We start from the raw sequence: 16,904 nt of genomic DNA on the forward strand, positions 1-16,904 counted from the left end.
AATGCTTTTCCTATAAGTAGTTTATCCTTAGCAAGCTGCTGTCGCTTTTCCAAAGCTGGATTATCTGAGATTACGACTAAAATCACTAATTTTGCTCGCTTTAAGAATTGGAACCCTATTGGCTTAAGTCCGTATGAAGTTTAACGAGTATAAAAATCTGAATCTTCCTGAGCTTGCTGAGGATATTCTGGAGTTCTGGAAGTCGGAACGAATCTTTGAAAAAAGTATCGAATCCCGTTCAGAGGGCACTCCTTATGTTTTTTATGAAGGCCCTCCATCTGCGAATGGAATGCCCGGGATTCACCACGTGATCTCGCGTACCATCAAGGATATCTTTCCCCGTTACAAAACCATGAAGGGATTCCAGGTAAAGCGGAAGGCTGGATGGGATACGCATGGCCTGCCGGTTGAATTGGGGGTAGAAAAGGAATTGGGGATTACCAAGGAGGATATCGGGAAAAAGATTTCGATAGAAGCGTATAACGAAGCCTGTAAGAAGGCGGTTATGCGATATACGGACGTGTGGAACTCCATGACTGAAAAGATTGGCTATTGGGTGGATATGGATGACCCCTATATTACCTACAAGCCAAAATACATGGAGACGGTATGGTGGCTGCTGAAACAAATCTACGACAAGGGGCTCATCTACAAGGGTTATACGATACAGCCCTATTCCCCAAAGGCAGGTACCGGGCTGAGTTCCCATGAACTGAATCAGCCGGGAACCTATCAGGATGTTACAGACACGACCGTTACCGCCCAGTTTGAATTAATTCGGGAATCCCTGCCAGGACTGCTCCAATCGGAAGAGGGAAAGATCTATATGCTGGCATGGACAACCACCCCCTGGACCCTGCCTTCCAACACGGCACTTACAGTAGGCCCCGCCATAGAGTATGCCCTGGTGGAAACCTACAATCAGTACACCTACAAACCGACTAAGGTGATCCTGGCCAAATCGCTTATATCGAAACAATTCAGTGGAAAATTTGAGGAGGTGGATGCCGGAGCAGCATTTCCCGAAAATCCGCAGGAGCTTAAAAAAATACCCTATCGCCTGCTAAAAACCTTTAAAGGTTCCGACCTGATCGGAATCCGTTATGAGCAATTGCTGGATTACGCCCAGCCTTACGAGCAGCCCGAAAACGCTTTCCGGGTAATTGCAGGGGATTTTGTAACCACAGAGGATGGTACTGGGATCGTACATACGGCCCCTACCTTTGGTGCCGATGATATGCAGGTAGCCCAGGCTGCTGAGCCCCCGGTTCCGCCTATGCTGGTGCTGGACGAAAACAACAACCCGGTTCCCCTGGTGGACCTGCAGGGGAGGTTTCGCCCCGAAATGGATGATCTGGGAGGAAAGTACGTTAAGAATGAATACTACCCGGAAGGGGAAGCCCCTGAGCGTTCAGTGGATGTGGAAATTGCCATTCGCCTGAAGGAGGAGAATAAGGCATTTAAGGTTGAAAAATACAGCCACAGTTATCCGAATTGCTGGCGAACCGATAAACCGATTTTGTATTATCCTTTAGACTCCTGGTTTATCAAAGTAACCCAGGTCAGGGACCGGATGTATGAGCTGAACCAGGAGATTAACTGGAAGCCCAAGGCAACGGGGGAGGGCCGTTTCGGGAACTGGCTGGCCTCTGCAAACGACTGGAACCTGTCCCGTTCGCGGTACTGGGGAATTCCACTTCCAATCTGGAGGTCCGAGGATGGAAGGGAAGAAATGATCATTGGGTCGGTAGCAGAGTTAAAGGAAGAAATGGCTAAATCCATAGCAGCCGGCCTGATGCAGGCCGATCCATTTGCCGATTTTGTGCCCGGGGATATGTCGGAAGAAAACTATGACCGTATTGACCTGCATAAAAATATTGTAGACAAGATTATCCTGGTATCTGCATCGGGGAAGCCGATGTATCGTGAAAATGACCTGATCGACGTCTGGTTTGACAGTGGTTCCATGCCCTACGCTCAATGGCATTATCCTTTTGAGAACGGGGATTTGATCGATAAGGGGATTTCCTTTCCGGCCGATTTTATTGCCGAAGGGGTAGACCAGACCCGGGGATGGTTTTATACCCTGCACGCTATAGGCACCATGGTTTTTGACTCCATTGCCTACCGTAATGTGGTTTCTAATGGCCTGGTATTGGATAAGGACGGTAAAAAAATGTCCAAACGCCTGGGCAATGCTGCGGACCCCTTTGAAACGGTTCAAACCCATGGGGCCGATGCCACCAGATGGTATCTCATATCTAATGCAAACCCCTGGGATAACCTGAAATTTGACCTGGACGGAATAGTGGAGGTCAAACGCAAATTTTTCGGAACCCTTTACAATACTTATTCCTTTTTCGCCCTCTATGCCAATATAGATGAATTCAGGTATGAGGAGGCTGAAATTCCAATTAAGGAGCGTCCGGAAATCGATCAGTGGATCCTTTCCGAATTGAACTCCCTCGTTGTACTGGTAGACCAGGCGTATTCTGATTATGAGCCCACGCGCGCTGCCCGTGCAATCGCTGATTTTGTTCAGGAAAACCTCAGTAACTGGTATGTGCGCCTGTGCCGGCGACGTTTCTGGAAAGGGGAATATCAGGAAGACAAGATTTCTGCTTACCAGACCCTTTTCAGTTGTTTGAAGACCGTGGCTGAGTTATCGGCACCGATCGCCCCTTTCTTTATGGACCGACTCTACAAAGACCTGACGGGAGGCTCTGTAGTGGCAGGGGAAGAAAGCGTTCACCTGGCACAATTTCCAAAGGCCGATACAGCCCGAATCAATAAGGATTTGGAGCGCAAAATGCAGAAGGCCCAGACCATTACCTCTCTGGTTCTTTCCATCCGTCAGAAAGAGAAGATCAAGGTTAGGCAACCCTTGCAAAAAGTAATGATCCCGGTGCTGGATGCCGCTCAGAAGGCGGAAATTGAGGCGGTTGCAGACCTGATCAAATCCGAGGTGAACGTAAAGGAAATAACCTTACTGGACGATGCCTCCGGAATCCTGGTAAAGCGGATTAAACCCAATTACAAAACCCTGGGCCCTAAGTATGGGAAGGATATGAAGGCCATCAGCAAGGCTGTGGCCGGCCTTGGGCAGGAAGACATCCAAAAAATTGAGCAGGAGGGCAAAATAGTTCTTGAACTGGAAAATAAAAATGTTATATTACAGTTACATGATGTAGAAATCAGTTCACAGGACATTGAAGGCTGGCTGGTTGCTTCTTCCGGTACCACTACGGTAGCATTGGATATTACCATTAACGATGAGTTGCGAAAAGAGGGTATTGCGAGGGAGCTGGTCAACAGGATTCAGAACCTGCGAAAGGAATCCGGTTTTGAGGTAACTGATCGGATTGACATTAAATTATTAAAAGACGAAACAGTAGAGAAAGCAGTAAAGAGCAATTTGCAATACATCAAATCTGAGACCCTTACGGCAGATTTGCAGTTTGAAGAAGTCCTGGAAGAGGGTACTGCTATTGCCTTTGATGAAGTAAATACAAAATTGTTTATCCAAAAACATTAAAGCTATGGGACAAGATATTAAAGTTCGCTATTCAGATAAAGACCTTGAAGAATTCAGAGAGCTGATCGAACAGAAAATAGAAAAGGCAAAGTCGCACCTTGACCTCTTAAGGAGCTCCTATATGAATGACGGAAATAATGGAACGGATGATACCTCCCCTACCTTTAAGGCTTTTGAGGAAGGATCTGAAACCATGAGCAAGGAAGCGAATACGCAACTGGCCATACGTCAGGAAAAATTCATCCGGGATTTGAAAAATGCCTTACTCCGGATTGAAAACAAGACCTACGGGATTTGCAGGGTTACCGGCAAACTTATCAATAAGGAACGCCTTAAGCTCGTACCGCATGCAACCCTTAGCATTGAAGCCAAAAACATGCAAAAATAGTAGGGTCCAAACAGTACGGAGGCTAATGCGCCTGCTAATGTTTGCTCTGCTGCTTTTTCAATTTCTTCCTGCCTACAGTCAGAAGAAGGTTGTTAAGACCCTGCTTAGCCCGGAAATCTCCTCCATTCGAATAGACGGGCAGCAATGCTTCAGCATTGAACTAAAAACCGCCGATGTTCCTGAGGTGGTTGTTCAGGCCCTGATGGAGGGGGAGTATCAGCGTCAGGTACTGTTATTGGCGGAAAAACAGGCAAACACCCTAGTTATAAGTACGGGCTTTAGTCCGGATTTTGAATTGCCCAACGACAAGCTGGGTGCTCACAAAGTGCTTTCCATCCGCTTAGAAGTAACTGTTCCGAACTACCAGAACGTAGATGTATACGCCGGTAGTTGTTCCGTGGAGACTTCAGGACAGTTTCAAAACCTATCCATTGCTTTAAATGACGGCCAGTGCAAACTGAGCCATACAGCTGAAAATACCCAGGTACGAACGCAGTCTGCGAAAATCACTGCTGCAGTGGCAAGTGGTGTAATAGCAGCCAAATCCAGGTATGGGAGGGTGGAAATTGCCAATATTCCAGCCGGAGATTCCAGGTTTACACTAAATAGTACCGAGGGAGATATACTGGTTCGCCCGCTTTGATAAATTACTTTCCAGGGAATAAAGAATGGTTTCCAAGTTATTTTTAATACCTATTTTTGCGCGAAGTATTCCGTATTGATGCAATTAAAAAAATCCCTCATTTTGGTGGTGCTGGTACTGCTGGCAGACCAAATAAGTAAGATATACGTTAAGACCAATTTTCAGCTGGAAGAATCTGTAGAAGTATTCTCCTGGTTTAAGATTTTCTTTATAGAGAATGACGGGGCCGCATGGGGCACCAAGCTGAGTGACTTCCTGCCCATAGGGGAGCGGACCGCCAAACTGGTCCTGACCATATTCCGCTTGTTTGCAATTGCAGGTATCGGTTACTGGTTATGGGATATCATTCGTAAGGGCTCTAATACTACCCTGCAGGTAGCCGTGAGCCTTATTTTTGCAGGAGCCGTGGGGAACATCATTGATTCAGTTTTCTATGGCTTGCTCTTTGATCATTCCTACGGGCAGGTTGCAAGCTTTTTAGGGGAAGAGCACTATGCCGGCCTCTTTTACGGGAAGGTTGTAGATATGCTGTACTTTCCTATCATCGACACGCAATGGCCCGAATGGATGCCCTGGATAGGAGGGAATAATTTTAGGTTTTTTGCCCCTGTATTTAACCTAGCTGATACTGCTATCAGCACCGGGGTAGGGATTCTGCTGGTATTCAACAAAAGAGCTTTCGCAAAAGCAACTACTTAAAATTCGTAAGAAGCCTTTGGAGTCAGGGCGAAATCCATTGCAATGTCATGATCGTTCAGGTCGCTGATGGCCTCAACCGGATCAAAAAACGACAAGCCTACTTTTACAGTACTTTCAGGACATTGTGCCAGGAAGCGGTCGTAGTACCCGCCTCCGTAGCCAACCCGGTATCCCTTGCGATCAAAAACCAGCAGGGGCAGAAAGACTACTTCAATTTTTTTTGGGTCTACGGTTATCCCCGATAGCGGTTCCGGAATCCCGAACTTATTGGCCTGAAGCGGCGTATTATCCGTCAATAAATAGTGTTCCAACTGACGATCCGGGAGCATTTTGGGGATGATAACCTCTTTGTCCCTGCCCTGCAAAATGGTTAACAGGAATGAGGTATCCACTTCACTTTTTTCGGGGATGGAAAGGAAGAGGTGAAAGTAATTTTTGTCCCAAATTGGGATCGAGAGGGATCTGTTGGCCAGTGCTATACTGGCTTCTTTATGTTCTTCTTCAGTAAGTAGGTCTCTAAGATGCGTATAATGCAGCCGAAGCTTATTTTTCAACATAGACCGAAAATTAAACGCAAATTGTGGGGGAGCATTTAAAATTTCTTAGTCCTTGGCGGAAACCGCGAAATAAATCTTGAAAAATAGCATCAGTACAAAGTACATTCCCAGGGTAATGAGATAGTTGTCCATATACAGTGCTTAATTTTGACAGGTTAATAATAGTAAAAAAAACATTAACTCCTCCCTAAACGGTATCATAAAATCGATGAAATACACATTTTTAGCATTTTGTTAACCATTCAACTGCGTTTTTTAAACAGCCTGAATGTTTTGACAGGCCTGTACAGGTCTGCTAATCAGCTTGTTTTGTAAGTGCTGGCGGCAGTATCTTTCTGCAAATGAAATTAAACAGGCTGTAAACACCTTGCAGCATGTAGAAAACCTTGATTGCCGTTTTCAATTTCCTCCGATCAAATAATTATCCCTGATTATCTTTGTTGTAAGCCATTGCTTATGAATAGCATTTCCATTGATGTTCAGTTAAAGACGCTGCCAGATAGCCCCGGGGTTTATCAATTTTTTGATGAGGCCGGAAAGATACTGTACGTGGGGAAGGCAAAAAACCTGAAGAAACGGGTCAGTTCTTATTTTACCAAGACCCATAACAGTGGGAAAACACGGGTAATGGTCCGGAAAATCAGAAGTATAAAGCACATTGTGGTTCCTACCGAATCCGATGCCCTGCTTCTGGAGAATAACCTGATCAAGGAACATCAGCCAAGATATAATGTCCTGCTCAGGGACGATAAATCGTATCCATGGCTTTGTATCAAAAATGAACGTTTCCCGCGTATTTTTCCAACGCGTAAGCGCATAAGGGACGGATCCGAGTATTTCGGGCCCTATACCCAAATGAAAACGGTCCGGGCCCTGCTGGATCTTATAAAAAGCGTCTATCCGCTGCGGACCTGCAATTACGACCTGTCTGAAGAAAAGGTCAGTGCCGGCAAATACAAACGTTGCCTTGAGTATCATCTGGGCAACTGCCTGGGCCCCTGTGAAGGACTTCAGGATTCCGAATCCTATGACCGGCAAATTGATGATATCCGTCAAATTATTAAGGGGAATTTTAAGTCATCCCTGCATTATTTCCGCCATCGCATGCAGCAACTGGCAACAGATATGCGTTTTGAAGAAGCCCAACAGATAAAGGAAAAAATCGAGATCCTTGAAAATTACCAGTCCAAGTCTACCGTAGTCCACCCGAAAATTAACAATGTTGATGTTTTTTCAATTATCTCAGACAGCAGTCATGCCTATGTAAACTACATGCAGATTTCACATGGCCTGGTGGTGCGGTCTCATACAATAGAAATCAAGAAAAAACTGGACGAATCGGATGAGGATTTGCTGTCTTTGGCCATCGTCACTCTCAGGGAGCGATTTGAAGCAGATTCCCCCGAAATTTACCTTCCTTTTCCTGTTCCGGTTTCGGGCGAGGTGCGGGTAAAGGTTCCCAAATCTGGCGATAAACGTAAGATTGTTCAGCTGTCGGAACGCAATGCCCGTTATTACAGGCAGGAACGGTTTAAACAAATCAAGATAACAGATCCGGACCGCCATGTAAAACGCATTATGGAGCAGATGAAAAAAGATCTGCGCCTCTCTTCAGAACCCAGGCATATTGAATGTTTTGATAACTCCAACATTCAGGGTAGTAATCCGGTGGCTGCCTGTGTTGTTTTCAGGGATGCCAAACCTGCCAAAAAGGAGTACAGGCATTACAACATTAAAACGGTTGAAGGGCCGGATGATTTCGCCTCCATGCGGGAAGTGGTATACAGGAGGTACAAAAGATTGCTGGAGGAAGAGGCCGATTTACCACAGCTAATAGTAATTGACGGGGGAAAAGGGCAATTGAGTGCAGCCCTGTCCAGCCTCGAACAGCTGGAATTAAGGGGGAAGATTGCGATTATCGGAATCGCCAAGCGGTTAGAGGAAATCTATTTTCCAAATGACTCTATTCCGCTTTACCTGGATAAAAAATCAGAAAGCCTTAAAGTAATACAGCTATTGCGAAATGAGGCACACCGTTTTGGGATCACATTCCACAGAAACAAGCGCTCTAAGGCAGCCATTAGCTCTGCCCTCGAAGGGATTGACGGAATAGGAGAAAAAACCGCCCGGGAACTCCTCAGGAAGTTTAAGTCTGTCAAAAGGATCCGCGAGGCCTCCCTTCAGGAAATTTCAGAGCTCGTAGGACCTTCAAAGGCACAGAAAGTTTATGAAAGTTTGCGGGAATAAAGTAACTTCACCCTATGCGCCTGCTTTTGATTTTCTCTCTCATATCTGTCTTAACCAACAAGCTCCCTGCACAGGAGCAAAACCCTCCCCAGGACCTGAAGGTAGGCCTTGTTTTAAGTGGCGGAGGAGCTAAGGGCCTTGCCCATATTGGGGCTTTGAAAGTAATTGAGGAGGCAGGGGTGCGCATCGATTACATTGGAGGCACCAGTATGGGGGCTATTGTAGGGGCCCTTTATGCCTCTGGCTATTCTGCCCATGAACTGGATTCCCTTTTTATGAATACTGATTTTCCTGAACTCATTCAGGATAACTTTCCCAGGAGTGCAAAGACTTTTTACGAGAAGGAAGATTCCGAAAGATATGCCTTAACCCTGCCGTTTAATAATTTTAAACTGGCTATTCCACAAGCGCTTTCCGGGGGTCAGAACATTTATAATGAATTGGTAAAAGTCCTTTACCATGTCAAGGATATCCGCAAATTTGACCAGTTGCCCATCCCTTTTTTCTGTGTGGCCACTGATGTGGAAACCGGGGAGGAGATTATCTTAAGAGAGGGTTACCTGCCGGAGGCCATACTTGCCAGCGGCACCTTTCCTTCCCTATTTGAGCCCACAGAGGTGGATGGACGTATCCTGATAGATGGTGGCGTACTGAACAACTATCCGGTGGATGAGGTGAAGAATTCAGGGGCAGAGCTGATAATCGGGGTGGACGTTCAGCATGGGCTGCGCAAGCGCGAATCCCTGCAATCCGCAACGGAAATCCTGCTGCAAATCAACAACTACCGCACTGTGGGGCAGATGAAAGCAAAAGCCGGTAAAACGGACATCTACATTAAACCCAATATGGATGCTTTCTCTGTAATTGATTTTAACATGCGGGAAAGCATCATCAGGATTGGAATGGAAAAAGCCCGCGAGCACATGCAATCTCTTAAAGAAGTGGCTGCACGCCAGACGGTCAAACACCCACCTGCTGCCGGGATAAAGCCCCAGGATACTATCGTTATCAACCGCTTGCTGATTAAAGGGAACAACAATTATTCCCGGGGGTATGTAAAAGGGAAACTACGCTTCGATCTGGCGGAGAAAATTTCATTCAACAAACTGCAGCAGGGACTGGGGAACTTGTCGGCTACCGGAAATTTCAGGACAATCCGATATGAATTGGTATCCAACGGGCTTGGCCAGGATCTGATCCTTAAACTGCAGGAGAACCCGAATCGCACCTTCATCAGGGTGGGGGCCCACTACGATGACCTGTATAAGAGTGCGGCCCTTATAAACCTGACCCGGAAGCATTTCCTGGTAGACGATGATGTGGCTTCATTTGATTTTATTTTGGGAGACAACCTGCGTTACAATGCGCAGTACTATATAGACAAGGGATCTTACTGGAGTTTTGGGGTAAATTCGAGATTGAATGAATTCGATCAGGAGATCAATTATAACGTGATTCGTTCAAATTTCGATGTGCCTGATGATCCGAACATAAACAATATCAATCTGGAGGTTGGGGACCTGACCAACCAGGTATACCTTCAGACAGTCCTCAGGGAAGAATTTGCCTTCAGTCTGGGGGTGGAACACAAATGGCTGAAGTACAGTACAGAAACTCTGAGCGAGGTTAATGAGGACCTAAACCCTGGAATACAGGGGGGAGAAGACAATCGCACTTTTTTTGAGAAAAGCCATTATTTCAGCACCTACGGAACCCTTGTCCTGGATACCTATAACGATCGCTACTTTCCCTCTAAGGGACTTTATTTCAACGGCGATTTCCACCTGTATCTCTTTTCTTCGGACTTCAATGACAACTTTAAGGAATTTTCCATTGCAAAAGCCCGTATGGGTGTGGCGTTTCCTCTTGCAGGAAACCTGAGCCTCAATATGGAGACTGAGGGCGGTTTTAAACTGGGGACTTCAGGGGTTTCTTCCTTTGATTTCGTCCTGGGAGGTTTTGGCAGTACCAGCATCAATAATTTTACCCCTTTTATAGGATATGATTTTCTGAGTCTCCCCGGGAATAGCTTTGTTAAGGCATATAGCAGGTTTGATCTGGAGTTCGCCCCCAAGAACCATCTGATGTTTACCCTGAATTACGCTAATGTGCAAGACGATATCTTCCGAACCGGAGAGTGGTTTACAACTCCCGATTATTCCGGGTACGGGATCAGCTACGGATGGGATTCTTTTTTTGGCCCGGTGCAGATAATGTATTCCTGGTCTCCCGAAAGGGACGCAAGCAGCGTTTTTTTCAGTATCGGATACTGGTTTTAAGCCCTGCCTAATTATCGGTAGAACAGTACTATTCCGTACATTTTTGCGATATTTGCTAAAACTAAGGTTATGTCCGGAAGCCGCTTTTGTATTTATTCGCATTTACGGGCCATGTGGTAAGCGTGCAGGCCACTTACAGACTTATTTGTGGTCATAGACCTCTCTGAAAATTAACACCACTAATCTTAAACAAAATATCATGTCATTAACAGATAATACTTCACTACACTTACCCAAAGAAAATCCCGAGGCAGAAGATTTCCTGCCCCTGCTGGGTACCGATCATGTCGAACTATACGTTGGAAATGCAAAACAGGCCGCTCATTACTACATGTCTGCCTGGGGCTTTCAGCCGGTGGCTTATGCCGGGCTGGAAACGGGCCTGAAGGACAGGGTTTCCTATGTGCTGGCACAGGATAAGATCCGCCTGGTACTTACGTCCCCTTTAAAGCCGGGAGGAGAGATTAACCGGCATATCAATGATCATGGTGATGGAGTTAAAGCCATTGCCTTATGGGTGGATGATGCCACAAAAAGCTATGAGGAAACCGTAAAGCGCGGGGCTGAAAGCTATATGGAGCCCAAAACCCTGGAGGATGCCAATGGGAAGGTAGTCGTTTCGGGGATCCACACCTATGGGGAGACCGTCCATATCTTTGTAGAGCGCTCCGAATACTCTGGTCCTTTCCTGCCGGGCTACAGGGCATGGAACCCTTTTTACCAACCGGAACCCCTGGGCCTTAAATACATTGACCATATGGTGGGCAATGTTGGCTGGAATGAAATGAATAAATGGTGTGAGTTCTACGCCAAGGTAATGGGCTTTGCCCAGTTGGTCTCCTTTGATGATAAGGATATATCAACGGAATATACCGCCCTGATGAGTAAGGTGATGAGCAACGGGAACGGCCGGATTAAATTTCCTATAAATGAACCCGCAGACGGCCGTAAAAAATCACAGATAGAGGAGTACATTGAATTTTACAACGGGGCAGGGGTACAGCATATGGCCCTGGCAACGGATAATATCATAGAAACAGTTACTGCACTGAGGAACAGGGGAGTCGAATTTTTGACCGTCCCCGTTACCTATTACGAAACCGTACTGGACCGGGTGGGGGAAATAGACGAAGAGCTGGCACCCTTGCGGGATTTAGGGATCCTGATAGACCGGGACGATGAAGGTTATTTGCTGCAGATATTTACCAAGCCCATCCTGGACCGTCCTACAATGTTTATAGAAATCATTCAGCGAAAAGGAGCCAAATCTTTTGGAAAGGGAAACTTCAAGGCGCTGTTTGAAGCTATAGAGCGGGAACAGGAGTCCAGGGGAACGCTGTAAACAGGTTTCCTGGTGAAATCAAAAACCGGGCTTCAAAACAATAAAGTATTGTTAACAGGCTAGTTAAAGTACGTTAAAAATTATGGAGGAGCGGAATACTTATATAATTTTGATGTCATAAGGGGTGGTTCCCTTATAACTTTAAGTATTGGTTTTTCATAATTTAAAGTTTGGTTGGTTATTTAGGAAAAGCCCTGATCGCTCGATCGGGGCTTTTTTTTTGAATCCGGAAGCCTCCCTTTAACCCTCTGGTTCTCAATTATTACAATACTTTGGAATAAATATTGTTTAATAAAGAGTAAAATATGTTCTCATCCCTTTGAGGTATGAGAATTTTATAGAAATTTGCCCCGAAATGAAATCGTTTAAATACGTTCTGCTCGCATTATTGCTCAGCCTTAACCTGGGAGTTGCCCAATACCGCTCTGCCGCGGATTATACTGGGCCCAATAATAGTTTTAAACCGGGTGAATGGCTTAAGTTCAGGATACATTACGGTTTCCTGAATGCCAGCTATGCCACCCTGCATCTGACCGCAGACACCCTCAGGGGAAAGCCTGTTTACCATGTGGTGGGCAAGGGAAAAACGACGGGCTTCGCCAGTATCTTTTTCAAAGTAGACGACACTTATGAAAGTTATTTTGGTGTAGCGGACGGGCGGCCCTACAAATTTATCCGGAATATTTCCGAAGGGGGCTATACCAAGAATATCGAAATCAATTTTGACCATCAGTCCGAAAAGGCAACCCTTTTTGATAAGAAAAAAGGGAAAAGCATGCAATTCGTTTTCAACAATGGGATTCAGGATCTGATCTCTGGCTTCTATTTTATGCGAAACAACTACAGTGCAGAAGAACTGGTTGTTGGCAAAAGCATCGAACTGCAGATGCTCTATGACGATGACGGTATTTTCAAATTCAGGCTGAAGTACCTGGGGAAGGAAGTACTTAAAACCAAATTCGGGAGGGTAGAGTGCCTGAAATTTCGCCCCTACGTTCAGTCAGGGCGGGTGTTTAAAGAGCAAGAAAGCTTATCTTTATGGGTGTCTAATGACCAAAATAAGATTCCGATACGCATAGAGGCGGACCTGGCCGTAGGCTCCATTAAAGCAGACCTGGAGGGTTTTAACAGCCTTCGGAATCAGTTCAAAATCATAATGGACTAAACAATTTTGATGAAAGATAAGGCGCACGTCGATTCGCAAATTCGCAAGCTGGAGGAAAAATACAAAGACTCTGGGCAGGACCTGAGCTCTTATCTTGACGGGCTTTTGTATCAGCGCTACCTGACTTACTGGGACTATATCCATCTGGATACCTTGTTAAGCCTGCAGGTGCCCAGGACCCACTTTCCGGATGAGGAGATCTTTATCATGTACCACCAGATCACTGAGTTGTACTTTAAGTTAATCCTGCACGAGCAAAAACAGATCGTCGACGACAAGTCTCAGGAATTATCCTTTTTTATCGAAAAAGTAGAAAGGATCAATAATTACTACAAGGCCCTGATTTCTTCATTCAGCATTATGATTAGGGGGATGCAGCGGGAACAATTCCTGCGCTACCGTATGGCTCTTTTACCTTCCAGTGGGTTTCAGTCTGCCCAATACCGGATGATTGAAATATACGCCACTCCCCTGGAGCATCTGGTTCACCCGGATATCCGCGAACAATACTCGTCCGAAACGCCCATTGAGGAACTCTATGAGCAGATTTACTGGAAAAAAGGGGCGACAGATCTTAAAACCGGGGAAAAGACCCTTACCCTCAAACAATTTGAATATCGATACACCCCGCGCTTTATCCGGATCGCCAAAGAATTAAAGGGCAACACCATTTATCATAAATACTTAAATTTGCCAGCTGAAGCCCGGGATAATAAAGCGTTGAAGACTGCGTTACAACAGATGGATATCAATGCGAACGTAAACTGGCCACTGGTACATTTGGGATCGGCACACCGCTACCTGAACAAGGATAAGGAAACGATAGAAGCAACCGGGGGAACCAATTGGAAATCGTATCTTCCCCCCAGTTTTCAGCAGGTGGTATTTTTCCCGGAAGTTCACGATAAAGAAACACTGGAAAATTGGGGAAAACAATGGGCTGAACATCATTATAACCCGGAAAAACAACTATAGAGTCTATGCGAACATTGTGGGGCATTTTTTTGTTAGCATTAATTGGGCTGTCCTGTTCCGATAAAAAAGGGAAGGACCAAGAAATTAAAACAGAGGCAAAGCCTTTGGTGGCGCAGCTGGAACCCCGTATCGAATACGGCTTTAACCTTGATGATTTTGTGGTGGTTTCAGATACGATCCGAAGGGGCGACAGCTTTGGGGAACTGATGCTGGAAAACAAGGTGGAATACCCTAAAATTGCCACCATTTCTGAGAAATACAAAGATTCCTTTGATGTCCGCAGGATCCGGGTTGGGAAACCGTATCTCATCCTGAAGTCCAAGGACACTACCGAAAAAGCTCAGGTTTTTATTTACCAGGAAGACCCCATAAACTATACCGTGGTGGATTTTCGCGATTCGGCCAGAGCTTATAAAAAGAAAAGGCCTGTCAAGTATGTAGAGCGGGAAGCTTCCGGGGTAATCCCACAGGGAGGGTCCCTCTCCAACGTAATCGTGGAGCAGGAACTGGATTATTACCTCACCTACGAGCTTTCGCAGATTTATGCCTGGACCATCGACTTTTTTAAGTTAAACCCCGGCGATAAATTCCGCATCATCTTTGACGAAAAATATATTGCCGACTCTGTCTATGCCGGGATTGGTCCCATCAAGGCAGCTTATTTCCAGCATAACGGAGAGGATTTTTACGCTTTTGCCTACCATAACGATTCCCTGGATATCCGGGAATATTACGACCAGGAGGCCAATAACCTCAGGCGTACCTTTTTAAGGGCGCCCCTGAAATTTGGAAGGCTTTCTTCCCGATACAACCTCAAACGAAGAATCCGGTATTACGGTTATAAAGTACGTCCACACAAAGGGACAGATTACGCTGCGCCCATTGGCACACCTATTCTGGCAACCGCGGATGGAGTGGTATCCGAATCCACCCGCCGGGGCGGCAATGGCAAATATGTAAAAATCCGGCATAATGGAACCTATAGCACCCAGTATCTGCACATGAAGGCTCAGAACGTCCGCAAAGGGGATTATGTCCGCCAGGGGGATGTTATTGGCTGGATCGGAATGACAGGAAATACCGGGGGGCCACATGTTTGCTATCGTTTCTGGAAAAATGGCAGGCAGGTAGACCCGCTTCGCGAAAAATTGCCGGCTGCCGATCCTTTGGCAGAACAATACCGGCCCGAATATTTTGAGTATATTTCCCCTTTACAAGAACAACTGGATTGTATCCCACTTAATGAAGCGGGACAGGAAGAAGACCTGATAACCAGTAATACCAGGCAAAATGCCATTACCCAAAATTGATCCAACCCAATCAGCCGCCTGGAAAAAATTACAGGCCCACTTTCAGCAAAGCCGTCAGACCCACTTAAAGGACCTCTTTGAGGCAGATCCGCAGCGGGCAGGCCGCTTCAGTATTCAGTGGAATGATTTCTTTCTGGACTATTCCAAAAACCGGATAACGGACCAGACCCTGGACCTGCTTTTGGAACTGGCTCAGGAAACCGGGCTCTCTGAAGCTATATCCGCTTATTTTCAGGGCGATCCTATTAACGAAACCGAGGACCGGGCTGTGCTGCATACAGCGCTGAGGGCTCCCTCAAACGCAAAGGTGACTGTAGATGGGCAGGATGTGATGCCAGAGGTTGTACAGGTCAAAAAACAAATTAAAGAATTCAGCGAGGCGGTCATCAGCGGAAAGAAGAAGGGCTTTACCGGAAAAAGGTTTACCGATGTTGTCAATATCGGGATAGGGGGGTCCGATCTGGGGCCCGCCATGGTCACCGAAGCACTGAAGTTCTACAAGAATCACCTTAATGTACATTTTGTAAGCAATGTAGACGGAGACCACGTACACGAGACCATTAAAAACCTGGACCCTGAGACTACCCTCTTTGTGGTGGTTTCCAAAACCTTCACTACCCAGGAGACCCTGAGTAATGCGCTTACCATTAAGAAATGGTTCCTTAGTCATGCCTCCCAAAAAGATATCGCGCTGCATTTTGCCGCTGTATCCACCAATACTGAAAAAATCGCAGAATTCGGGATAGATGCTGCCAATGTATTCCCCATGTGGGACTGGGTGGGGGGCCGGTTTTCCCTTTGGAGCGCCGTGGGCCTTTCCATAGCCCTGGCTGTTGGATATGAACGCTTTGAAGAATTGCTGCAGGGGGCTCATGAGATGGATGAGCACTTCAGAACTGCTGATTTCAGGAAAAACATGCCAGTGGTACTGGCACTTTTAAGCGTCTGGTACAACAATTTTTACGAGGCCGAGACCGAGGCAATAATCCCGTATTCCCAATACCTGCACAGGCTGTCTGCCTATTTGCAACAAGGGATCATGGAGAGTAATGGCAAATGTACAGACCGCAGCGGGAAGCGGGTAACCTACCAAACCGGTACCATTATATGGGGAGAGCCGGGAACCAATTCCCAGCATGCCTTTTTTCAGCTGATTCACCAGGGCACCAAACTCATCCCTGCAGATTTTATCGGGTTTAAAGAATCCCTTCACAAAGACCGTGATCACCACCTGAAGTTGATGGCGAATTTCTTTGCCCAGACCGAGGCCCTGATGAATGGGAAAACGGCAAAAGAGGTTGAGGCGGAATTGGAAACACAGGGAAAAAGCCCCTCTGAGATCGAAAAATTACTGCCGTTCAAGGTGTTTGAAGGCAATAAGCCCACCAATACGCTGCTAATCGACAAACTTAGCCCTGCAAGCCTGGGGGCATTGATCGCCCTCTACGAACACAAAATATTTGTTCAGGGGCTGCTCTGGAATATCTTCAGTTTTGATCAGTGGGGCGTAGAATTGGGTAAGCAACTGGCCAGTGCCATCCTGAAGGACCTTCAGGATTCTGAAATTGGCAAACACGATGGCTCCACATTGCAACTTCTGCAAAATTTTAAGAATTAATTTAGCTGTTCTACACTGTTAAAAACTGCTGATAAGTTCCCTCAATCCAAGGGTTCCCGGATACTTTATTATTTTATTTTTGAGCAGTAGAATTAACATTCTCTTAATGTAATTGTGAGGGGTATGCTTCACTTTTGCAGCTCTGT

At 46.1% G+C, this 16,904-nt stretch carries 12 protein-coding genes; 11 read left to right on the top strand and 1 reads right to left on the bottom strand.

The window, feature by feature from the left end; all coding sequences use genetic code 11:
• The first annotated feature begins 133 nt into the window (after positions 1–133).
• The 4 genes from ileS to ACT6NV_RS07510 all read left to right on the top strand — a co-directional run bounded on the left by ileS (position 134) and on the right by ACT6NV_RS07510 (position 5,265).
• Positions 134–3,535: an isoleucine--tRNA ligase gene (ileS, locus tag ACT6NV_RS07495; protein ID WP_445386636.1), complete on the top strand. Its 3,402-nt coding sequence runs from the start codon at positions 134–136 to the stop codon at positions 3,533–3,535.
• Positions 3,536–3,539: 4 nt separating this feature from the next.
• Positions 3,540–3,923, top strand: a complete 384-nt coding sequence (locus tag ACT6NV_RS07500) for a TraR/DksA family transcriptional regulator (RefSeq protein WP_445386637.1) — start codon at positions 3,540–3,542, stop codon at positions 3,921–3,923.
• Positions 3,924–3,960: 37 nt separating this feature from the next.
• On the top strand, positions 3,961–4,566 hold the full coding sequence (locus ACT6NV_RS07505) for a hypothetical protein (RefSeq protein ID WP_445386638.1): 606 nt from the start codon (positions 3,961–3,963) through the stop codon (positions 4,564–4,566).
• Positions 4,567–4,644: 78 nt separating this feature from the next.
• Complete coding sequence (locus ACT6NV_RS07510) at positions 4,645–5,265, top strand: lipoprotein signal peptidase (RefSeq protein ID WP_445386639.1); 621 nt, start codon at positions 4,645–4,647, stop codon at positions 5,263–5,265.
• Here the strand turns inward: ACT6NV_RS07510 and ACT6NV_RS07515 are convergent.
• On the bottom strand, positions 5,262–5,822 hold the full coding sequence (locus ACT6NV_RS07515; RefSeq protein WP_445386640.1) for a 5-formyltetrahydrofolate cyclo-ligase: 561 nt from the start codon (positions 5,820–5,822) through the stop codon (positions 5,262–5,264). The two genes, ACT6NV_RS07510 and ACT6NV_RS07515, sit on opposite strands and share 4 nt — an antisense overlap.
• A gap of 456 nt (positions 5,823–6,278) precedes the next feature.
• Here ACT6NV_RS07515 and uvrC point away from each other — a divergent pair, with 456 nt between their 5' ends.
• The 7 genes from uvrC (at position 6,279) to pgi (ending at position 16,758) form a co-directional block, all read left to right on the top strand.
• Entirely contained in the window at positions 6,279–8,069 is a 1,791-nt protein-coding gene (gene uvrC, locus ACT6NV_RS07520; RefSeq protein ID WP_445386641.1) for an excinuclease ABC subunit UvrC, read from the top strand.
• Between the two features lie 14 nt (positions 8,070–8,083).
• Positions 8,084–10,348: a patatin-like phospholipase family protein gene (locus tag ACT6NV_RS07525; RefSeq protein ID WP_445386642.1), complete on the top strand. Its 2,265-nt coding sequence runs from the start codon at positions 8,084–8,086 to the stop codon at positions 10,346–10,348.
• 199 nt (positions 10,349–10,547) lie between these two features.
• On the top strand, positions 10,548–11,690 hold the full coding sequence (gene hppD / locus ACT6NV_RS07530) for a 4-hydroxyphenylpyruvate dioxygenase (protein ID WP_445386643.1): 1,143 nt from the start codon (positions 10,548–10,550) through the stop codon (positions 11,688–11,690).
• 355 nt (positions 11,691–12,045) lie between these two features.
• Positions 12,046–12,855 carry a DUF3108 domain-containing protein gene (locus ACT6NV_RS07535; RefSeq protein WP_445386644.1) on the top strand — a complete coding sequence of 270 codons (810 nt, stop codon included), beginning with the start codon at positions 12,046–12,048 and terminating at the stop codon, positions 12,853–12,855.
• A gap of 9 nt (positions 12,856–12,864) precedes the next feature.
• Complete coding sequence (locus ACT6NV_RS07540) at positions 12,865–13,830, top strand: tryptophan 2,3-dioxygenase family protein (RefSeq protein WP_445386645.1); 966 nt, start codon at positions 12,865–12,867, stop codon at positions 13,828–13,830.
• A 5-nt stretch (positions 13,831–13,835) separates the two neighbouring features.
• Complete coding sequence (locus ACT6NV_RS07545) at positions 13,836–15,140, top strand: peptidoglycan DD-metalloendopeptidase family protein (protein WP_445386646.1); 1,305 nt, start codon at positions 13,836–13,838, stop codon at positions 15,138–15,140.
• A complete protein-coding gene (gene pgi / locus ACT6NV_RS07550; RefSeq protein ID WP_445386647.1) occupies positions 15,121–16,758 on the top strand; it encodes a glucose-6-phosphate isomerase in 1,638 nt (545 codons plus the stop codon). The genes ACT6NV_RS07545 and pgi overlap by 20 nt, the downstream gene beginning before the upstream one ends.
• Positions 16,759–16,904 lie beyond the last annotated feature (146 nt).

The sequence above is a fragment of the Robiginitalea insularis genome (genome assembly GCF_052497835.1).